This is a genomic window from Syntrophomonas wolfei subsp. methylbutyratica, assembly GCF_001570625.1.
GTDB classification, from domain to species: Bacteria; Bacillota; Syntrophomonadia; order Syntrophomonadales; family Syntrophomonadaceae; genus Syntrophomonas; species Syntrophomonas methylbutyratica.
This window is the reverse complement of the sequence record NZ_BBQT01000002.1, coordinates 197,763-212,762: the sequence shown is the minus strand read 5'-3', so window position 1 is coordinate 212,762 and position 15,000 is coordinate 197,763. Positions and strand designations below refer to the sequence as shown.

Below are 15,000 nucleotides of genomic sequence, written 5' to 3'. Positions count from 1 at the left end.
TTTCTGCCTTAAAATAAAAAAACCGCCCAGAGGCGGTTTCTGTATCCTTAGTTTATACTACCCACCTTTTCAATAGCCTGGCCAATAGTCTCATCTTCAGCCTGCACCATTTTTTGCAGAGATTCATAGGCTCTGACCACGCTTATCAAGGTAACCATTTCTTTTACCGCATTTACATTGGACTGCTCTATATATCCTTGTAGTATTTCCGGTCTTTCCACTACCATCGGCTCTTCCGGAGAATTTAAGAGGTTGTGGCCCAAGCGCTCCAGTATCTGCAAATCGTTAAAGTTTACTATCTTCAAGCGGGCTATATTTTCTCCGTCTATACTAATATTCCCCTGTTCGTCAATTAGGAATTCTCCTTCGATAGTAATAGGAGAATCATTACTATCGAGCACCGGGTATCCACTGTTGGTGGTAAGTATTCCCTCAGAATTTATTTTAAACTCTCCACAGCGGGTAAAACGCTGGCCTTCCGGAGTTTGCACTACAAAATAACCCGCTCCGGTAATGGCCAGGTCGCAGGGGCTATCGGTTTTCTTAAGGTTATTATTATCAAAATCGGTATATATACCGCTGATGGAGGCCCCGGTTCCCAATCGACCGATTACTACAGGCGGTTGTACTTTAAGCTGTTTCTGCAGGTCTTCCTTGCACTCTCCCAGCCGGCTTATTAACATGTCCGGAAAAGCCTTGGCCACTGCCGTATTTTTCTTAAAGCCGCTGGTATTTACATTGGCCAGGTTATTGGCAACTACATCCTGCCGGGCCATTTGCAACATCATTCCCGCCCCGGCTGTATAAAGACCCCTAATCAATCTACATCCCCCATTTATAAAAAGGTGAAATATGTCCCCGCTAAACGGTCGTCCTATTAAGAAAACAGGCGGCAGGTTCTAATCTCCCACCTCGTTGCAGCGGTTTTTGGAACTGCTCCGCAGTTTCTTGCCATGCTTAAAATTATCCTTAAAAAGATTATCGGGAATTGGGGGCAAAGACTTTAACCTAAAGCACTCTTCTGCCTCCTCTTCCTTTGGATTGAGCCAGCACGGATATTTCATTTAAAACTCGTCCTGTTCCCATAGCCACGCAAGAAATAGCATCATCGGCTATATGTACCGGCAGTTTAGTTTCCTTGGACAGTAAATTATCCAGGCCATCCAGCAATGAACCCCCGCCAGTCATTACAATACCATTATCGACAATATCGGCAGCCAGTTCCGGAGGGGTAACCTCCAGTACTTTCTTAACGCCATCAATAACAGTAGATATAGGCTCTTGCAAAGCCAGCCAGCAATCCTCGGAGCTGAATTTTACTGTTTTGGGCAAACCGCTTACCAGGTCGCGCCCTCTTACTTCCATAAGCCGATTCCGGTTCCCCTCATTAACAAAAGCTGTTCCCACGCGAATCTTAACTTCCTCAGCTGTCCTGTCACCTATCATAAGATTGTATTCTTTGCGAATATAACGGATTATAGCTTCATCAAACTTGTCCCCTCCTACCCGAAGGGAAGAATTGCATACAATTCCACCCAACGATAGCACTGCTATATCCGATGTTCCTCCCCCGATATCCACCACCATGTTGCCGGTAGCCTCGGATATATCGATGCCGGCTCCAAGTGCTGCAGCTACCGGTTCTTCAATAATAAAAGCCTGCCTGGCACCAGATGATAGGGTAGCCTGTCTTACGGCCCGCTCTTCTACATCAGTGGCTCCTGTAGGTATACATGCAACTACCCGGGGCTTGAATAATATTTTTCTTCCTATAACCCTCCGGATAAAGTAGCTGAGCATCTTTTCTGTAGTATCAAAATCAGCAATAACGCCCTCTTTTAAGGGTCGGATAGCTACTATATGACCCGGAGTCCTGCCCAGCATCTGCCGGGCTTCTTCTCCCACTGCAATTACTTTATTGCTGCTATTGTCGATAGCTACTACCGAGGGTTCATTAAGCACTACTCCCCGGCCTTTTTTAAAAACCAGTACACTGGCTGTTCCCAGGTCAATTCCAATATCTTCGATAAACCACATTTTTTTGCAAAAGCCTCCCCCAAAAAAAATTACACTTGTTCATTATTTTACCTTTAATCGGCGGGGATGGCCATTGCTATTTGTTTTTTTAAGCATCGGAAGAAACTGCGGAGCAGTTTCAACACACCGCTGCAACGAGATGGGGGATTAGAACCTGCCGCCTGTTTTCTTAATAGGACGACCGCTTAGCGGGAACATAATTCACCTCGTTATAAATAATTATTCCATAGAAGCATATTTTTGCCTGGTTGCCTCTCCTCCCCGGATATGCCTCTCGGCCTTATTTTTATCCAGAATGCATCTCACCATTTCAGCCAAATCCCGGTTGATGCGCGGCAGTCTTTCGGACACATCTTTGTGTACAGTGCTTTTGCTGATGCCGAATACTTCTGCTGTCTGTCGTACAGTATTGGAGGTTTGCAGTATGTGATTGGCGATCTTGACCGCACGCTTTCTTATATAGTTCTGCATCTTTTTCCTCCCTTTTTGAATTAATTAAATATATTCAGCAATTCTCAACAGAAGAACAAAAAGGGAGAAGTCTAATAATTCATCCGGTAAAAATCTATATCTTTATAATATTTGCCTAAAATATCATGATAGTTTTTCCCCTGAGCTGCCATACCATTGGCCCCATATTGGCACATGCCCAAACCATGCCCATAACCTTTGCTTATAATTAACAAATTATTTTTATGTTTTTTTAAGCTCCACCAGGTTGAAGGCAATTGAAGAATTCGGCGGAACTCTTCGGCGGATATCAAACGATTATCTAGTTTTAGTTTTTTGCTACGCCCGGCCGGGGTCTTGGTCAATATTTTTATTGCTTCTGTATTTGATACTCCAGTAAGTCTATGCAATTCACCTGAAGAAAAAACTTGTATGCTTTCGTAATATTTGGATTGGCGGCAATAGTTACAATTGGTCGATCGCAGGTAGGGTATATCTTTACCCCAGCTTTCCAGAGCACTCTCGGTTATTCCCCCGCAGGTCGAATGATACAAAGCATCAATGGGTTCGCCTTGGTAAAGCATAATTTCTCCTCTGGTTTCATTACAGGCTTGCATGATTTTTTTCTGCCATTGCTCCTTGTCCCGGGGATGCCGGTCCCCAAATTCCACCCAGGAAATATAGGCCTGACACTCGTAAATATTATCGGAAAGGTCTGCATTTAAGGCATATTTTCGTCCATCAATAAGTTTCCTCAAGGTATAAGTTCTGGCAGCCACTGCCTGGGCCTTTAGGGCTTCCAGTTCAAAAGATGCCGGCATTTCTGCCGCTACTACTCCCTGGATATATTCCTCCAACGTTAGTTTATAAGATCTTTTTTCCTCTGTTCGGTATAAATTAATACTGGGCTCTGTGAATTGCTCATTTGGTTTACAGCCGCGAATCAGCATGCAAGTAACAAACAGCAGGAGTAAAAATCCTGCCATTATTATCAGAATGTTTTTTGCTTTTCTACTCATGCATAATAATATTAAAGAAGATTAAGATTCATTCCAGCTCTCCTTTAATTTGGAACAAAAAAAGGAGCCGCATTTCATTGTGGCTTCTGGCCAGGGGAATTAGCAAGAAAGTGAGGAAGGGGTAAGGGGCTATTGGTCGTCGATCAACGATAGTCAGACATCAGAAGGGGAAGGGGATTACGATTTATGGCTTTCTATATATCCTGGCCCCTAACCCGCTGAGCTTTTCCACTATTTTTTCATAACCCCGATCAATATGTTCACTTTCACTTATTATCGTACTGCCTTCAGCAGTTAAACCTGCTATTAGCAAGGCCGCTCCCGCTCGCAAATCCGTAGCTTTTACACTGGCTCCGCTAATTTCCTGAGTCCCTTTTATTATTGCGGTTCTTCCCTCTGTTTTTATTTTTGCTCCCATCCTTAATAATTCTTGTACATGCATAAAGCGATTCTCAAAAACAGATTCCGTTACTACACTGCTTCCTTCAGCCCGGCTGAGATAGGCCATGAATTGCGCCTGCATATCCGTAGGAAAACCCGGATAAGGCAGCGTTTTTATATATACCGGTTTAATCTTTTTATTTCTTTTTACTCTTACCTGTGCTTGGTCCTCCTCAACTTCGGCCCCACTTTCAATTAATTTGGCAATTATCGCTTTTAAATGTTCCGGAATCACATTTTTGACCAGAACATTACCTGCAGTAGCCGCTGCTGCAACCATATAAGTCCCTGCTTCAATTCGATCTGGTATGGGGGTATAATTAGCGCCGGTCATTTTTTTTACCCCATCCACCTTGATAACATTGCTTCCGGCTCCGCTTATCTTCCCTCCCATACTGTTTATAAAGTTAGCCAAATCTACTACTTCCGGTTCCAGGGCGGCATTTTCAATATAAGTCCGGCCTTCAGCCATGGAAGCAGCCATTAATATATTCTCGGTAGCACCAACGCTGGGGAAGTCAAGGTAAATATGATTTCCTTTGAGTTTTTTAGCTGTTGCTATTACATCCCCGCAGGAAAGATTGATCCTGGCTCCTAGAGCTTGGAAGCCTTTCAAATGCAGGTCGATAGGTCGGTTACCTATGGCGCAACCGCCGGGAAATGATATTCTAACCTTCCCTTTTCTAGCTAAGAGCGGTCCCATTACCAGGAAAGAAGCTCTGATTTGCCGGACCAATTCGTAGGGGGGGTGGTTGTTTTGCGGCATACCAAAAGAGCAAATGCTCTTAGCAGATTCTTCTACTTCAACCCCAAGCGAATTAATTAAAGTTTTAATAATGGAAACATCATTAATCTCCGGGACTTTATTCACTGTAACTTTATCATCACTTAACAAAGAAGCTGCCAAAATCGGTAAAATAGCATTTTTTGAAGAACTTACTTCTACTTCGCCACTTATATTTTCGCTATTCTCTACAGTAATTGCCAATTATATATCACCTCCTTGGTACCCGAAGGGTGCAGGGTGAAGCCTTTTTCAACTTTTAATTTTTGAAGAGGCTCATATAAGTATTGGTATAAACCAACACTGCTTGAGCAATTTACAATTCTAATAATCCTTCAAAATCAATGGAGAACCAATATATATATAAGTTTTTCCCTCCTTAGAGTTACTTCTTGCGGCGACTTGGATATTGTATTTCTTTCTACCCATTAAAACCGAAGGGCTAATATTTTCTATACTCTGGCTGTATCCCGTCATGCTAACTATGTTTTTGCCTGCAAAATTATCTATTTCTTCTGATTTTAAAGTTTTCATTACTGTTCGTAATATCTTCTGTTGTGACTCTGTATTAAGACTCTGGTCAATTCTTCCGGTGTATAAATAATATGAAGTCCAGTTTAAATTACTTGCCCTGCTTAAAATTTGGGGCAGATTTCGCAGGTAATCACTGCTACATTCGCTAGAAACGAGGCTTAACAAAAAGTAAGTCTCGCCGTTTTGATCATCTGATTGGCCGCTTAACTGAAGTCTATAGTCTCCATAAGAGGAGTAAAAATTTATGGAGACAGGGTGCTTACCATTTTTAAAGTTCTTGGAATCAACTGGTACCTTTAGTATTTTTAAAATGTTTTCCATGTCTTGGCGAATCTCTTTTGCTGAAGATGTCTTTTTTATTCTTGCCCAGCAATCCAGACGTGATTCAAGTGAAATTGCACCGATTGATGCAAAAGATAGGTGATAAGGTGAAGGTAGCAGAACTTCCTTTTTTTGCTGGCTGTTAATTTTATGGTTACAAAAAGTGCAAATAAAAATAAACGAAATAATAATGACTATAACCCTCCGCATAATAATTCCCCCAGATCTTTTATTGTTAATTATTGCCGGGGGAAGAATGCTTTATTCCGTTAACTATTAAGCAGTAAAAAATAAAGGACCTGACACTAGTCAGGTCTTGTTGCGGTATTTAATTAGAGCTAATGGGTGATGCTTCACCCTGGTTCTCCGGTTTGCTCCCATCATTATCATTATTCATTTCCGTTTTCTGCTTTTCATCTTCTCTAGCTCTTGCCAATGCTTCCTGTCTCTCTATCTCCGCTTGTCTCTCTATCTCCGCTTGTCTCTCTATCTCGAGCTGTTGCAAATAAGCTTCTTTGCGTTGTTTTGCCGCCAGGGCACTTTTCTCTAATTTTATGGTTTGCCGCCAAATTAAAACAGCAAATACCATAGTTATAACAAAAACAACGCCAATAAGAATAAGAAACATGGTTCTCATCTAACTCCCCCTTTTTGCCGTTATTCCTTAAAACCTATCACCACCAATTGCTATCATCATCCCTCTCAATCTCCTCGTCCTCCCAAATTCGTCGCATACTCTCCCGTTTCTCTTTTTCCTTACGTTTCTGCTCTCTGGCCCTCTCCTCAATTTTGTGGGTGGTCTGCCATAGTAACAAATAAATGAGTCCTTTTAAAAAATAATAGCACAGGGTAATAATAATCAAATACCTGACCATGCTATTCATATTGAACTCATAATTGAATGCAAAAGATGTTACCGGCAGAAAACTACTGGCAATGATCTTTTCCATAGGGATATGAATTTTTAACTCCTCCCAATAAGTATGTATATCTATATTGCTTTATTATATAATCTAATCCCAAAATTTCAAAGCCGGAAGGAAACTTTTTTTCCTTCCGGCTTTGTCTTATGATTGTCATTCCAGGATACTAAAGGGGTTTCTCGCTGGCCCTGATCCGGGCAATAGCTCTCTGCAGAGCCATTTTGGCACGAGCATGATTAATTTCTTCGCTTCTTACTTCAAGTCTTTTTTCTGCCCTTTCCTTAGCGGCCTTGGCTCTCAATACATCAATTTCACTCCCATGTTCTGCAGTCTCTGCCAGAACACGGGTTCCATTATCAATAACTTCCATAAAACCACCGCTAATAGCCATACGCTTGTCTACACCAGTAGAGGTCTGGTAGCGCAATACGCCAATATTTAATGCTGCTACCAAAGGGGCATGGTTTTTCATAATTCCCAGTTCGCCTTCTATACCTGGAGCCACCATAAACTGGATCTCGTCCCGGTATAGTATCCTTTCCGGAGTAACTACTTCCAGCATAAAGGTACTCTCTGCCATAGGCTACGCCTCCAGTCTCTTAGCTTTGGCAACTGCGGTGTCAATATTACCAACCATATAGAAAGAATCCTCACTTAGATTGTCATGTTTACCTGCCAAAACTTGACTAAAGGATTCTACCGTCTCGCTGGTGGGTACATAGATTCCCGGTGAACCAGTAAACTGTTCCGCTACGTGGAAGGGCTGAGATAGGAACCTTTGAATCTTACGGGCTCTGGCTACTATCAGCTTATCCTCATCGCTTAATTCATCCATACCCAGAATGGCGATAATATCCTGCAGTTCCTTATAGCGTTGCAGTATCTTCTGAACTCCGCGAGCGGTATCGTAGTGTTTATCACCGACCACCTGGGGATCCAGTATACGCGAGGTGGAGTCCAGGGGGTCAACCGCCGGATAAATGCCCAGCTCGGATATAGCACGGGAAAGAACCGTAGTCGCATCCAGGTGAGCAAAGGTCGTGGCCGGAGCCGGGTCAGTCAAGTCGTCAGCGGGAACATAAACCGCCTGGGCGGAAGTGATGGACCCCTTCCGGGTGGAGGTTATACGTTCCTGCAAATAACCCATGTCTGTGGCCAGGGTTGGTTGGTAACCAACAGCAGAAGGCATACGTCCCAGCAGAGCCGACACTTCGTTGCCAGCCTGAGCAAAACGGAAGATGTTATCAATAAAAATCAAAACGTCCAAACCGGAGAAGTCACGGAAATATTCCGCTACGGTCATTCCCGTCAGACCAACACGCAGACGAGCTCCAGGAGGCTCGTTCATCTGTCCGAATATCAAGGCGCACTTATCAATAACGCCGGACTCGGTCATTTCACCCCAGAGGTCATTTCCTTCACGGGTACGCTCACCCACGCCGGTAAACACTGAATATCCACCATGCTCGTAGGCGATGTTTCTTATAAGTTCCTGAATAATAACAGTCTTGCCCACGCCAGCTCCACCAAATAGTCCTATCTTACCACCTTTGGCGTAGGGGCAAATCAGGTCGGCAACCTTGATTCCAGTTTCCAGCTGTTGCGTAGCGGGCAACTGCTCAACTAGTGCGGGGGGCTTACGGTGGATTTCCCAGTAGTCAGAGGCATTTACTGGTCCCGCTTCATCAACTGGCTGACCCAAAACATTTAGTATTCTGCCCAGGCATCCTTCGCCAACGGGTATCTTAATGGCTGCACCGGTATTAACGGCTTTCATGCCTCGGCTAATTCCATCAGTAGGCTGCAGGGCAACGCAGCGAACTACGTCATTACCCAGCAACTGCATAGCTTCAAGCATAACATCGATTTCGGCAACGGCTGTAAAGCCGGCGTCCTGCTCGCTTGATCTAATTGTAATTGCGTTCATCAGGTCCGGTAATTCTCCAGGTTTGAAGCGTATATCAACAACCGCGCCGATAACCTGGGTTACCTCTCCATATGTTACATTCGCCATTATCTACTTTCCTCCTTTATTGAGGGCTTCGGCACCACCAACAATGTCGAGGATTTCATCAGTGATGGCCGCCTGTCTTACCTTGTTCATTTCCAGAGTAAGGTTGCTAATTATTTCTTTGGCATTCTCGGTAGCATTACCCATAGCTGTCATTCTTGCTCCCTGCTCGCTGGCTTTACCTTCCAGCATAGCGTTGTATATCTGACTACCAACATACCTGGGTAGCAATGCCAGCAAAATATCCTCGGCACTGGGCTCATAAATGTAGTCCACTTGCCGTGTTTCTTTGATATCACTGCTTTCTTCCTCCTGGGTAGGGGGTTCTATGGGTAAAAGCTTGGTCACAGTTGGTACCTGTCGCAATACATTAATAAATTTGGCATAGACGAGGTACACTTCGTCTACTTCCTCATTCTCATAAGCATTGGTAACATATTGTCCTATTTCACGGGCATCGGCATAACTGATATTATCGCCCAAATTAACAAACTCTGCATCAACACCGCCCCGTTTACGATAAAAATCGCGGGACTTCCTGCCTACAGCAACAATACCGGTTTCAACTTTTCTCTCATCCTCGGCAATGGCATGGTTGGCGGCCCGGATAATATTGGTATTATAACCACCACAGAGGCCGCGATCTGCAGTTACTACTATATAACCAACTTTTCGTACTTCTTCTCTTTTTACCAGCAATGGATGCCGGACATCAAAGGATACCGCCGCTAATCGGGCCAGTGTTCCCTTCAAAGTTTCGTTATAAGGCCGGGATGACTCGGCTGCTTCCTGAGCTCGCCGCAACTTGGCCGCTGCCACCATCTTCATGGCTTTGGTAATCTGCTGGGTATTTTGAACACTTCTTATTCTGCGCTTAAATTCTCTTACACCTGCTCCTGCCATCTAGATCACCACCTAAACCGCAAAAGTAGACTTAAATTCATTAATCGCCTTGATAAGTTTTTGCTCTGTTGCGTCATCTATTTTTCCTGTGTCCTTGATAGCGTTCAATACATCAGCATTGGCACTGCGCATAAATTTGAGGAAATCCACCTCAAATTCACCCACTTTATCTCTGGGAATATCGTCTAAATAACCATTAACTCCAGAATAAATGGATACAACCTGTTCCTGCACCGGCATAGGTTGATATTGTCCTTGCTTCAGTATCTCGGTTACTCTTTCACCACGGGTCAAGCGGGCCAGAGTGGCTTTATCCAGGTCGGAGCCGAACTGGGCAAAAGCCGCCAGTTCACGATACTGAGCCAGGTCCAGCCGCAACTGACCAGCAACTGATTTCATGGCTTTGGTCTGGGCGGATCCACCAACTCGACTGACAGACAATCCAGCATTAACCGCAGGCCGTTGGCCGGCGTTGAACATGTCAGCTTCCAGGTAAATCTGACCATCAGTAATGGATATAACGTTGGTCGGAATATAGGCGGATACGTCACCAGCCTGGGTTTCAATTATAGGCAGAGCCGTTATGGACCCTCCACCGTGGTCAGGGTTCAAACGGCATGCTCTCTCCAACAAGCGGGAGTGCAGGTAGAAAACGTCGCCCGGATATGCTTCGCGGCCAGGCGGGCGGCGGAGCAGCAGGGACATCTCACGGTACGCTACGGCATGCTTGGAAAGGTCATCGTAAATAATAAGAACGTCTTTGCCTTCAGCTTCCATAAATTCTTCCGCCATGGCAACCCCGGCATAGGGAGCCATATAAAGCAGAGGAGCCGGTTCAGACGCGGTAGCAGCAACAATAATAGTGTAATCCATCGCACCCATTTCTTCAAACTTGGCAGCAATGCCGGCTATAGATGCTTGCTTTTGGCCGATGGCTACATAAATACAGATAAGGTCTTTCTTTTCTCTCTGGTTAATTATACTATCAAGAGCAATGGCGGTTTTCCCGATCTGACGGTCACCTATGATAAGTTCACGCTGACCTCTGCCGATGGGAACCATGGAATCAATAGCCTTGAGTCCAGTCTGCATCGGTGTAGTAACCGGTTGACGGGTAACAACACCATGAGCCACTTTTTCCAGCGGGCGGAAAGCGGTGGTGTTAATAGGTCCTTTTCCATCTATAGGTTGTCCCAGAGCATTTACTACCCGGCCCAACATGGCAGGCCCAGCCGGCACTTCCATGATTCTTCCGGTAGCTTTTACAACATCGCCTTCTTTAATATGATTATATTCTCCCAAGAGAACCGCACCAACGTTATCTTCTTCCAGGTTTAGAACCATTCCGAAGGTTCCTCCAGTGAACTCCAGCAATTCACCAGCCATGGCCCCTTGCAGTCCGTATACGCGGGCAATACCGTCACCAACATATATGACTGAACCAACATTGCTGACCTCGACCTCGGATTGGTAGCGCTCTATTTGTTCTTTTAATATAGCGCTAATCTCTTCCGGTCTAATACTCATTTATGTGCTCACCCCTATCGCATTAACTTATCTTTGCTTGTTTAAGTTGTTCTTTTAACATTTCGAGTTTCTTGGCAACGGTGGCATCCACGATCTGGTCACCTATTCGTATTTTCAAGCCACCTATCAGTCCGGGGTCAACCTTCAAACTAAGTTGAACCGTCTTCCCGGTTTTAGCTGAGATATTCTGTTCCAGATTCTTCATGTCCGCTTCTGAAACTGGAACAGCTGCAGTCAGCTCAGCCTTGGTAATATTCCTCAGTTCATCAGCCATGTCCCGGTATTCCTCGCTGATTAACCCGATATAAGTCTCCCGGCGTTTATCGATAACCATATTTAAGAAGTTCAAAGTTAGCTGGGAAACCTGTCCTCCAAAGATCTTATTGGCCACTTCCTTTTTGGCTTTGGCCGGTATTAAAAGATGGGCAAAGTATTCTGGTAAATTTTCGGTGGATTCAATGATACTAACTAACTTTTCCAGCTCCTGCTGAAGTTCATCTACTTTTCCCGTTTCCCGAGCAATGCTAAAAAATGCTTCAGCATAGCGCCTGGCGACGCTCTTGTTTAACATAATAGATCGCCCGCCTCGTTAACAAATTGTTTAACCAGGTTTTTGTGATCATCATCATTAATAGCCCGGCTCAATACCTTTTCCGCAGCCAATATAGCCAGGGAAACGGCCGCATCTTTGAGTTCCAGCTTGGCCTGCTCGGTGGCAGCCTGAATCTCAGCCGCTGCTTTGTTTTTGATTAATGTGGACTCTTCTTTGGCCTTGGCTATGATTTCGTTTTTGGACTCTTCTGCCGCTTTGGTCGCACGAGCAACAATTTCTTGAGCCTCTTTACGGGATTCTGCCAGGTTGCTGGCGGTTTCTTTTCTCATTTGTTCTACTTCTAGTTTGACTTCTTCTGCATGCTTCAAAGAGCCTTCAATGGCATTTGTCCGCTGTTCCAGCATATTATTGATAGGACCATAAGCGAACTTGTACATAAGAGCCAGCAGAACCAGGAAGTTAACTGCCGACCAACCGATTGCATAAAGGTTCCCGAATGCAGGCGTCTTGCCGTCCGGTTGCGGGACAGGCACATTACCTCCGCCTGATGCCATGCAGAAGGTGGCAAATCCCAATATCATAACCATGGTCACGAGGAGGACCGATAAATAGAATCTCCTGTTCCTTCTCACGGATGTGCTACCTCCAATCTCAAGAGCAAAATAGTTTTTGGGGCGATAAGGTTCTAAGTTCTATAAAGTTCTTAAACGCCTTTACCGCCCCTAAATCGAGATTTTTACTTCATTAATTAGGCTTTGCCTACCAGCATGAAAGCAATGAGTAGACCATAAATAGTCAGGGTTTCAATAACAGCCAGTGTTATGAAGAGAAGGGTTCTTACGTCTCCTCCAACTTCAGGCTGTCTGGCAATAGCTTCAAAAGCTTTACCTCCAGCAATGCCCATTCCTATACCACCACCGATACCGGCGATTGATACAGCTAGACCAGCACCTAATGCTACGCCCATCTTTTTCCCTCCTTTCATTGCTCAGATGGTTTATTCATTGAGCTATATTTTAATTTTTTAATGACCCTCTCCAGCAGCAGCCGCTATATAGCTAGCCGATAGTATTGTAAACACTATGGCCTGGATAGCACCCAAGAGCAAACTCAGGCCCATTATCGCAGATGGCACAATAAATGGTGCCATAAACAACAGATATGCAATAACCATTTCTTCACCAAATATGTTACCGAATAGACGAACGGTGAGGGACAACGGGTGCGCCACCTCTTCGACCAGGTTCAAGGGCAACATCGCCCAGCTCGGGCTTACAAAATGGTGCAGATAATGTCCTCCGTGCTCGGAGAATCCGGCGATATGAACCGAAAAGAATGTAATTAAAGCTAAGGTCATGGTAACGTTCCAGTTACTGGTGGGAGGCTGAAAGCCTTCAATGCGGGCTGCTCCAGGAATGAGTCCGCTGTAGTTGCTTAGTAAGATAAACAGGAAGAACGACGTAAGTAACGGAGCCCATTTCTTGGCAACGCTTTCTTTATCCATTAACTGAGTAAAGAAGTCATAAGTCCACAATACAATGGCTTCAAAAGCATTTTGTAAACCTCTCGGAACCATCTGCATGTTTTTTGTTGCGGTCATAGCTATAATACCGATGAAAGCTATTATAACCCATTCTGTAACAATTAGATGGTCAACTGGAATGGGACCAAGATGAAACAAGGTACTATCCCACATACCAAATATCATTTCTCTTTCCCCCCTTCCTTACATGTACTTATCGCAGTTTTGCCAGCCCCTTATCCCCGGACTGAGCGCAAAACTTTAGACTCGCGAAACTACTGGATTAAATCTTAACTATTAGATTTTAGAAATAGAGGCTTACCAAGAATCGAGCCTGATTTAAATATATTGTTTACTCATTTTCTCGTTTGGAGGTTTTTTCTTTGATATCTTGGATGCTTTTCTTTATAGGAAAACTCTTTTCCCACATGGCCTTAATGCCTGTAGCCACTCCCAACATAAAACCAGCCACAGTCAACCATGGCTCAGTGTCGAATTTCCCATCCAGCCACTTGCCGGCAAAGTATCCCAGGGCTACTGCTGCTGCAACTGTAGTGGCCAGGTTTATCGCATCACTAAGTCCTTTGACCCAGTTTTTGCTGCCTTTTTCCGCCATTAACTCACACCTTTTGTCCTTATGCTGCAGTATCCCCTATTCCCTATTCGTCATAAATAGGCAAAATCCTTTTTTCACAAAATAAAATTTTTGGGCTAAAATCAAATGCTATTTCTCTTCAAAATGACGAATTTATTTGGTTCGGAATAAGGGCGACCGTTTATATTCTACAGTTTTTTATGGATAAGTATTTTTAATTCGTTATAGGATAGAAAAATCCTTTTATTGCTTTGGTTAATTTCGATTTTTTAGAACCGCTTTGGAAGTAATAGTATATTACATCGATATTTTAGCGAGCTTGTCTTCCAGTTCCATTATAATCTTTTTACAAAGCTTTTCACCGGGATAAATATCCTTTGCGTTCCAGCTTCCCCCAATGATCCTTTAAGAGATCTTCAATGTTAAGATCAAATTGTTCTTCCATCACAAACATCATGGTAACTGCTGTCTGAGCCACATCCAAGAGTTCCCGCGCAATCTGTTTTACCACTAGATCTCCGTTAACTTCTACTTTTTCACCGCTCATTCCCCGGTATTTACCTATTACCTGTGCTAGTTCGCCGGCCTCTTCCATAAGTTTCAAGGCGGTTGATTCCAGAGTGGGGTTAAGTTGATTAAGCCTGGGTAAGGACAGGGTCTTTGTCTCCATAAGATATTACCACCATTATTCTTAAAGTATCGGAAGAAACTGCGGAGCAGTTTCAACACACCGCTGCAACGAGGTGGGGATTAGAACCCGCTACCTATTTTGTTAATAAGAATTCGACCGCTTAAAGAAGCAGGGGATATATTTCACCTCGTTATAATTGATTAAAGCTAATTATCCGCTATGGTTAGCTTCCTCGCCTTGCCGGGGTATGAATACCAGCTCTATGCCTGCTTCCCTTAAAAATTTTATGGCCAAATCATCATCAAAATTACCCCGGTGCACAATTCTTATTATACCAGCATTTATTATCATCCGGGCACAAATAATACAGGGCTGATTGGTGCAATAGAGTACAGCTTCCGAGGTGCTTACTCCATAATAAGCCGCATTAATTAATGCGTTTTGTTCAGCGTGCACCCCCCGGCATAGTTCATAGCGATGTCCCGAGGGAATACCTTGTTCCTCACGCAAACAGCCTGTATCCAGGCAATGCTCCAGTCCACGCGGAGCTCCGTTGTAGCCAGTGGAAATAATGCGCTCATTCTTTACCAGCACTGCCCCTACCTGCCTTCTCAGGCAAGTGGAGCGTGTTGCTACCAAATCAGCCAATTGCAAAAAATATTCGTCCCAATTTGGCCTCTCACCTAACATTTTTTACCTCAACCTCTACTTGTTCCCTGGACGGGGTAATCTACCAAAATTTTATTAAG

At 44.1% G+C, this 15,000-nt stretch carries 19 protein-coding genes; all 19 read right to left on the bottom strand.

All coding sequences use genetic code 11. From position 1 onward, the window contains the following. Positions 1-47: 47 nt before the first annotated feature. The 19 genes from flgF to AWB54_RS02635 all read right to left on the bottom strand — a co-directional run bounded on the left by flgF (position 48) and on the right by AWB54_RS02635 (position 14,941). On the bottom strand, positions 48-821 hold the full coding sequence (gene flgF / locus AWB54_RS02725; protein ID WP_061213097.1) for a flagellar basal-body rod protein FlgF: 774 nt from the start codon (positions 819-821) through the stop codon (positions 48-50). 187 nt (positions 822-1,008) lie between these two features. Beyond that, a complete protein-coding gene (gene mreB, locus AWB54_RS02720; RefSeq protein ID WP_061213096.1) occupies positions 1,009-2,037 on the bottom strand; it encodes a rod shape-determining protein in 1,029 nt (342 codons plus the stop codon). 219 nt (positions 2,038-2,256) lie between these two features. Then, positions 2,257-2,508 carry a sporulation transcriptional regulator SpoIIID gene (gene spoIIID / locus AWB54_RS02715; protein ID WP_061213095.1) on the bottom strand — a complete coding sequence of 84 codons (252 nt, stop codon included), beginning with the start codon at positions 2,506-2,508 and terminating at the stop codon, positions 2,257-2,259. 71 nt (positions 2,509-2,579) lie between these two features. Next, a complete protein-coding gene (spoIID, locus tag AWB54_RS02710) occupies positions 2,580-3,437 on the bottom strand; it encodes a stage II sporulation protein D (RefSeq protein ID WP_235811073.1) in 858 nt (285 codons plus the stop codon). A 253-nt stretch (positions 3,438-3,690) separates the two neighbouring features. Beyond that, positions 3,691-4,935 (bottom strand): UDP-N-acetylglucosamine 1-carboxyvinyltransferase, encoded by a 1,245-nt coding sequence (gene murA / locus AWB54_RS02705; RefSeq protein WP_061213093.1) that lies wholly within the window; start codon positions 4,933-4,935, stop codon positions 3,691-3,693. Between the two features lie 120 nt (positions 4,936-5,055). Then, positions 5,056-5,796: a YwmB family TATA-box binding protein gene (locus AWB54_RS02700; RefSeq protein WP_041427597.1), complete on the bottom strand. Its 741-nt coding sequence runs from the start codon at positions 5,794-5,796 to the stop codon at positions 5,056-5,058. Positions 5,797-5,914: 118 nt separating this feature from the next. Then, a complete protein-coding gene (locus AWB54_RS02695) occupies positions 5,915-6,223 on the bottom strand; it encodes a hypothetical protein (RefSeq protein ID WP_011641752.1) in 309 nt (102 codons plus the stop codon). A 37-nt stretch (positions 6,224-6,260) separates the two neighbouring features. Beyond that, positions 6,261-6,536 carry a hypothetical protein gene (locus AWB54_RS02690; protein WP_011641753.1) on the bottom strand — a complete coding sequence of 92 codons (276 nt, stop codon included), beginning with the start codon at positions 6,534-6,536 and terminating at the stop codon, positions 6,261-6,263. A 139-nt stretch (positions 6,537-6,675) separates the two neighbouring features. Beyond that, positions 6,676-7,089, bottom strand: coding sequence for a F0F1 ATP synthase subunit epsilon (locus AWB54_RS02685; RefSeq protein ID WP_011641754.1), 414 nt, complete (start codon positions 7,087-7,089; stop codon positions 6,676-6,678). A 3-nt stretch (positions 7,090-7,092) separates the two neighbouring features. Continuing rightward, positions 7,093-8,523, bottom strand: a complete 1,431-nt coding sequence (gene atpD, locus AWB54_RS02680) for a F0F1 ATP synthase subunit beta (RefSeq protein ID WP_011641755.1) — start codon at positions 8,521-8,523, stop codon at positions 7,093-7,095. A gap of 3 nt (positions 8,524-8,526) precedes the next feature. Then, positions 8,527-9,423, bottom strand: coding sequence for an ATP synthase F1 subunit gamma (atpG, locus tag AWB54_RS02675; RefSeq protein ID WP_061213092.1), 897 nt, complete (start codon positions 9,421-9,423; stop codon positions 8,527-8,529). 12 nt (positions 9,424-9,435) lie between these two features. Then, positions 9,436-10,950, bottom strand: coding sequence for a F0F1 ATP synthase subunit alpha (gene atpA, locus AWB54_RS02670; protein ID WP_061213091.1), 1,515 nt, complete (start codon positions 10,948-10,950; stop codon positions 9,436-9,438). A 22-nt stretch (positions 10,951-10,972) separates the two neighbouring features. Beyond that, on the bottom strand, positions 10,973-11,521 hold the full coding sequence (locus tag AWB54_RS02665; RefSeq protein ID WP_061213090.1) for a F0F1 ATP synthase subunit delta: 549 nt from the start codon (positions 11,519-11,521) through the stop codon (positions 10,973-10,975). Beyond that, positions 11,515-12,135 carry a F0F1 ATP synthase subunit B gene (atpF, locus tag AWB54_RS02660; RefSeq protein ID WP_235811066.1) on the bottom strand — a complete coding sequence of 207 codons (621 nt, stop codon included), beginning with the start codon at positions 12,133-12,135 and terminating at the stop codon, positions 11,515-11,517. The genes AWB54_RS02665 and atpF overlap by 7 nt, the downstream gene beginning before the upstream one ends. Positions 12,136-12,251: 116 nt before the next feature. After that, entirely contained in the window at positions 12,252-12,470 is a 219-nt protein-coding gene (atpE, locus tag AWB54_RS02655; protein WP_082735978.1) for an ATP synthase F0 subunit C, read from the bottom strand. Between the two features lie 57 nt (positions 12,471-12,527). Further along, positions 12,528-13,211, bottom strand: a complete 684-nt coding sequence (atpB, locus tag AWB54_RS02650; RefSeq protein WP_061213088.1) for a F0F1 ATP synthase subunit A — start codon at positions 13,209-13,211, stop codon at positions 12,528-12,530. A gap of 166 nt (positions 13,212-13,377) precedes the next feature. Further along, complete coding sequence (locus AWB54_RS02645) at positions 13,378-13,641, bottom strand: AtpZ/AtpI family protein (protein ID WP_061213087.1); 264 nt, start codon at positions 13,639-13,641, stop codon at positions 13,378-13,380. Positions 13,642-13,978: 337 nt separating this feature from the next. Beyond that, positions 13,979-14,290, bottom strand: coding sequence for a MazG-like family protein (locus AWB54_RS02640; protein ID WP_011641763.1), 312 nt, complete (start codon positions 14,288-14,290; stop codon positions 13,979-13,981). A 171-nt stretch (positions 14,291-14,461) separates the two neighbouring features. Further along, positions 14,462-14,941: a deoxycytidylate deaminase gene (locus AWB54_RS02635; protein ID WP_061213086.1), complete on the bottom strand. Its 480-nt coding sequence runs from the start codon at positions 14,939-14,941 to the stop codon at positions 14,462-14,464. Positions 14,942-15,000: the final 59 nt, after the last annotated feature.

Bases quoted from the DNA above. Each gene is read 5' to 3' on its own strand.
- mreB (WP_061213096.1), bottom strand. From the start codon at position 2,037: ATGTGGTTTATCGAAGATATTGGAATTGACCTGGGAACAGCCAGTGTA.
- spoIIID (WP_061213095.1), bottom strand. From the start codon at position 2,508: ATGCAGAACTATATAAGAAAGCGTGCGGTCAAGATCGCCAATCACATA.
- spoIID (WP_235811073.1), bottom strand. From the start codon at position 3,437: ATGCTGATTCGCGGCTGTAAACCAAATGAGCAATTCACAGAGCCCAGT.
- AWB54_RS02700 (WP_041427597.1), bottom strand. From the start codon at position 5,796: ATGCGGAGGGTTATAGTCATTATTATTTCGTTTATTTTTATTTGCACT.
- AWB54_RS02695 (WP_011641752.1), bottom strand. From the start codon at position 6,223: ATGAGAACCATGTTTCTTATTCTTATTGGCGTTGTTTTTGTTATAACT.
- AWB54_RS02690 (WP_011641753.1), bottom strand. From the start codon at position 6,536: ATGGAAAAGATCATTGCCAGTAGTTTTCTGCCGGTAACATCTTTTGCA.
- AWB54_RS02685 (WP_011641754.1), bottom strand. From the start codon at position 7,089: ATGGCAGAGAGTACCTTTATGCTGGAAGTAGTTACTCCGGAAAGGATA.
- atpD (WP_011641755.1), bottom strand. From the start codon at position 8,523: ATGGCGAATGTAACATATGGAGAGGTAACCCAGGTTATCGGCGCGGTT.
- atpG (WP_061213092.1), bottom strand. From the start codon at position 9,423: ATGGCAGGAGCAGGTGTAAGAGAATTTAAGCGCAGAATAAGAAGTGTT.
- atpA (WP_061213091.1), bottom strand. From the start codon at position 10,950: ATGAGTATTAGACCGGAAGAGATTAGCGCTATATTAAAAGAACAAATA.
- AWB54_RS02665 (WP_061213090.1), bottom strand. From the start codon at position 11,521: ATGTTAAACAAGAGCGTCGCCAGGCGCTATGCTGAAGCATTTTTTAGC.
- atpE (WP_082735978.1), bottom strand. From the start codon at position 12,470: ATGGGCGTAGCATTAGGTGCTGGTCTAGCTGTATCAATCGCCGGTATC.
- atpB (WP_061213088.1), bottom strand. From the start codon at position 13,211: ATGATATTTGGTATGTGGGATAGTACCTTGTTTCATCTTGGTCCCATT.
- AWB54_RS02645 (WP_061213087.1), bottom strand. From the start codon at position 13,641: ATGGCGGAAAAAGGCAGCAAAAACTGGGTCAAAGGACTTAGTGATGCG.
- AWB54_RS02640 (WP_011641763.1), bottom strand. From the start codon at position 14,290: ATGGAGACAAAGACCCTGTCCTTACCCAGGCTTAATCAACTTAACCCC.
- AWB54_RS02635 (WP_061213086.1), bottom strand. From the start codon at position 14,941: ATGTTAGGTGAGAGGCCAAATTGGGACGAATATTTTTTGCAATTGGCT.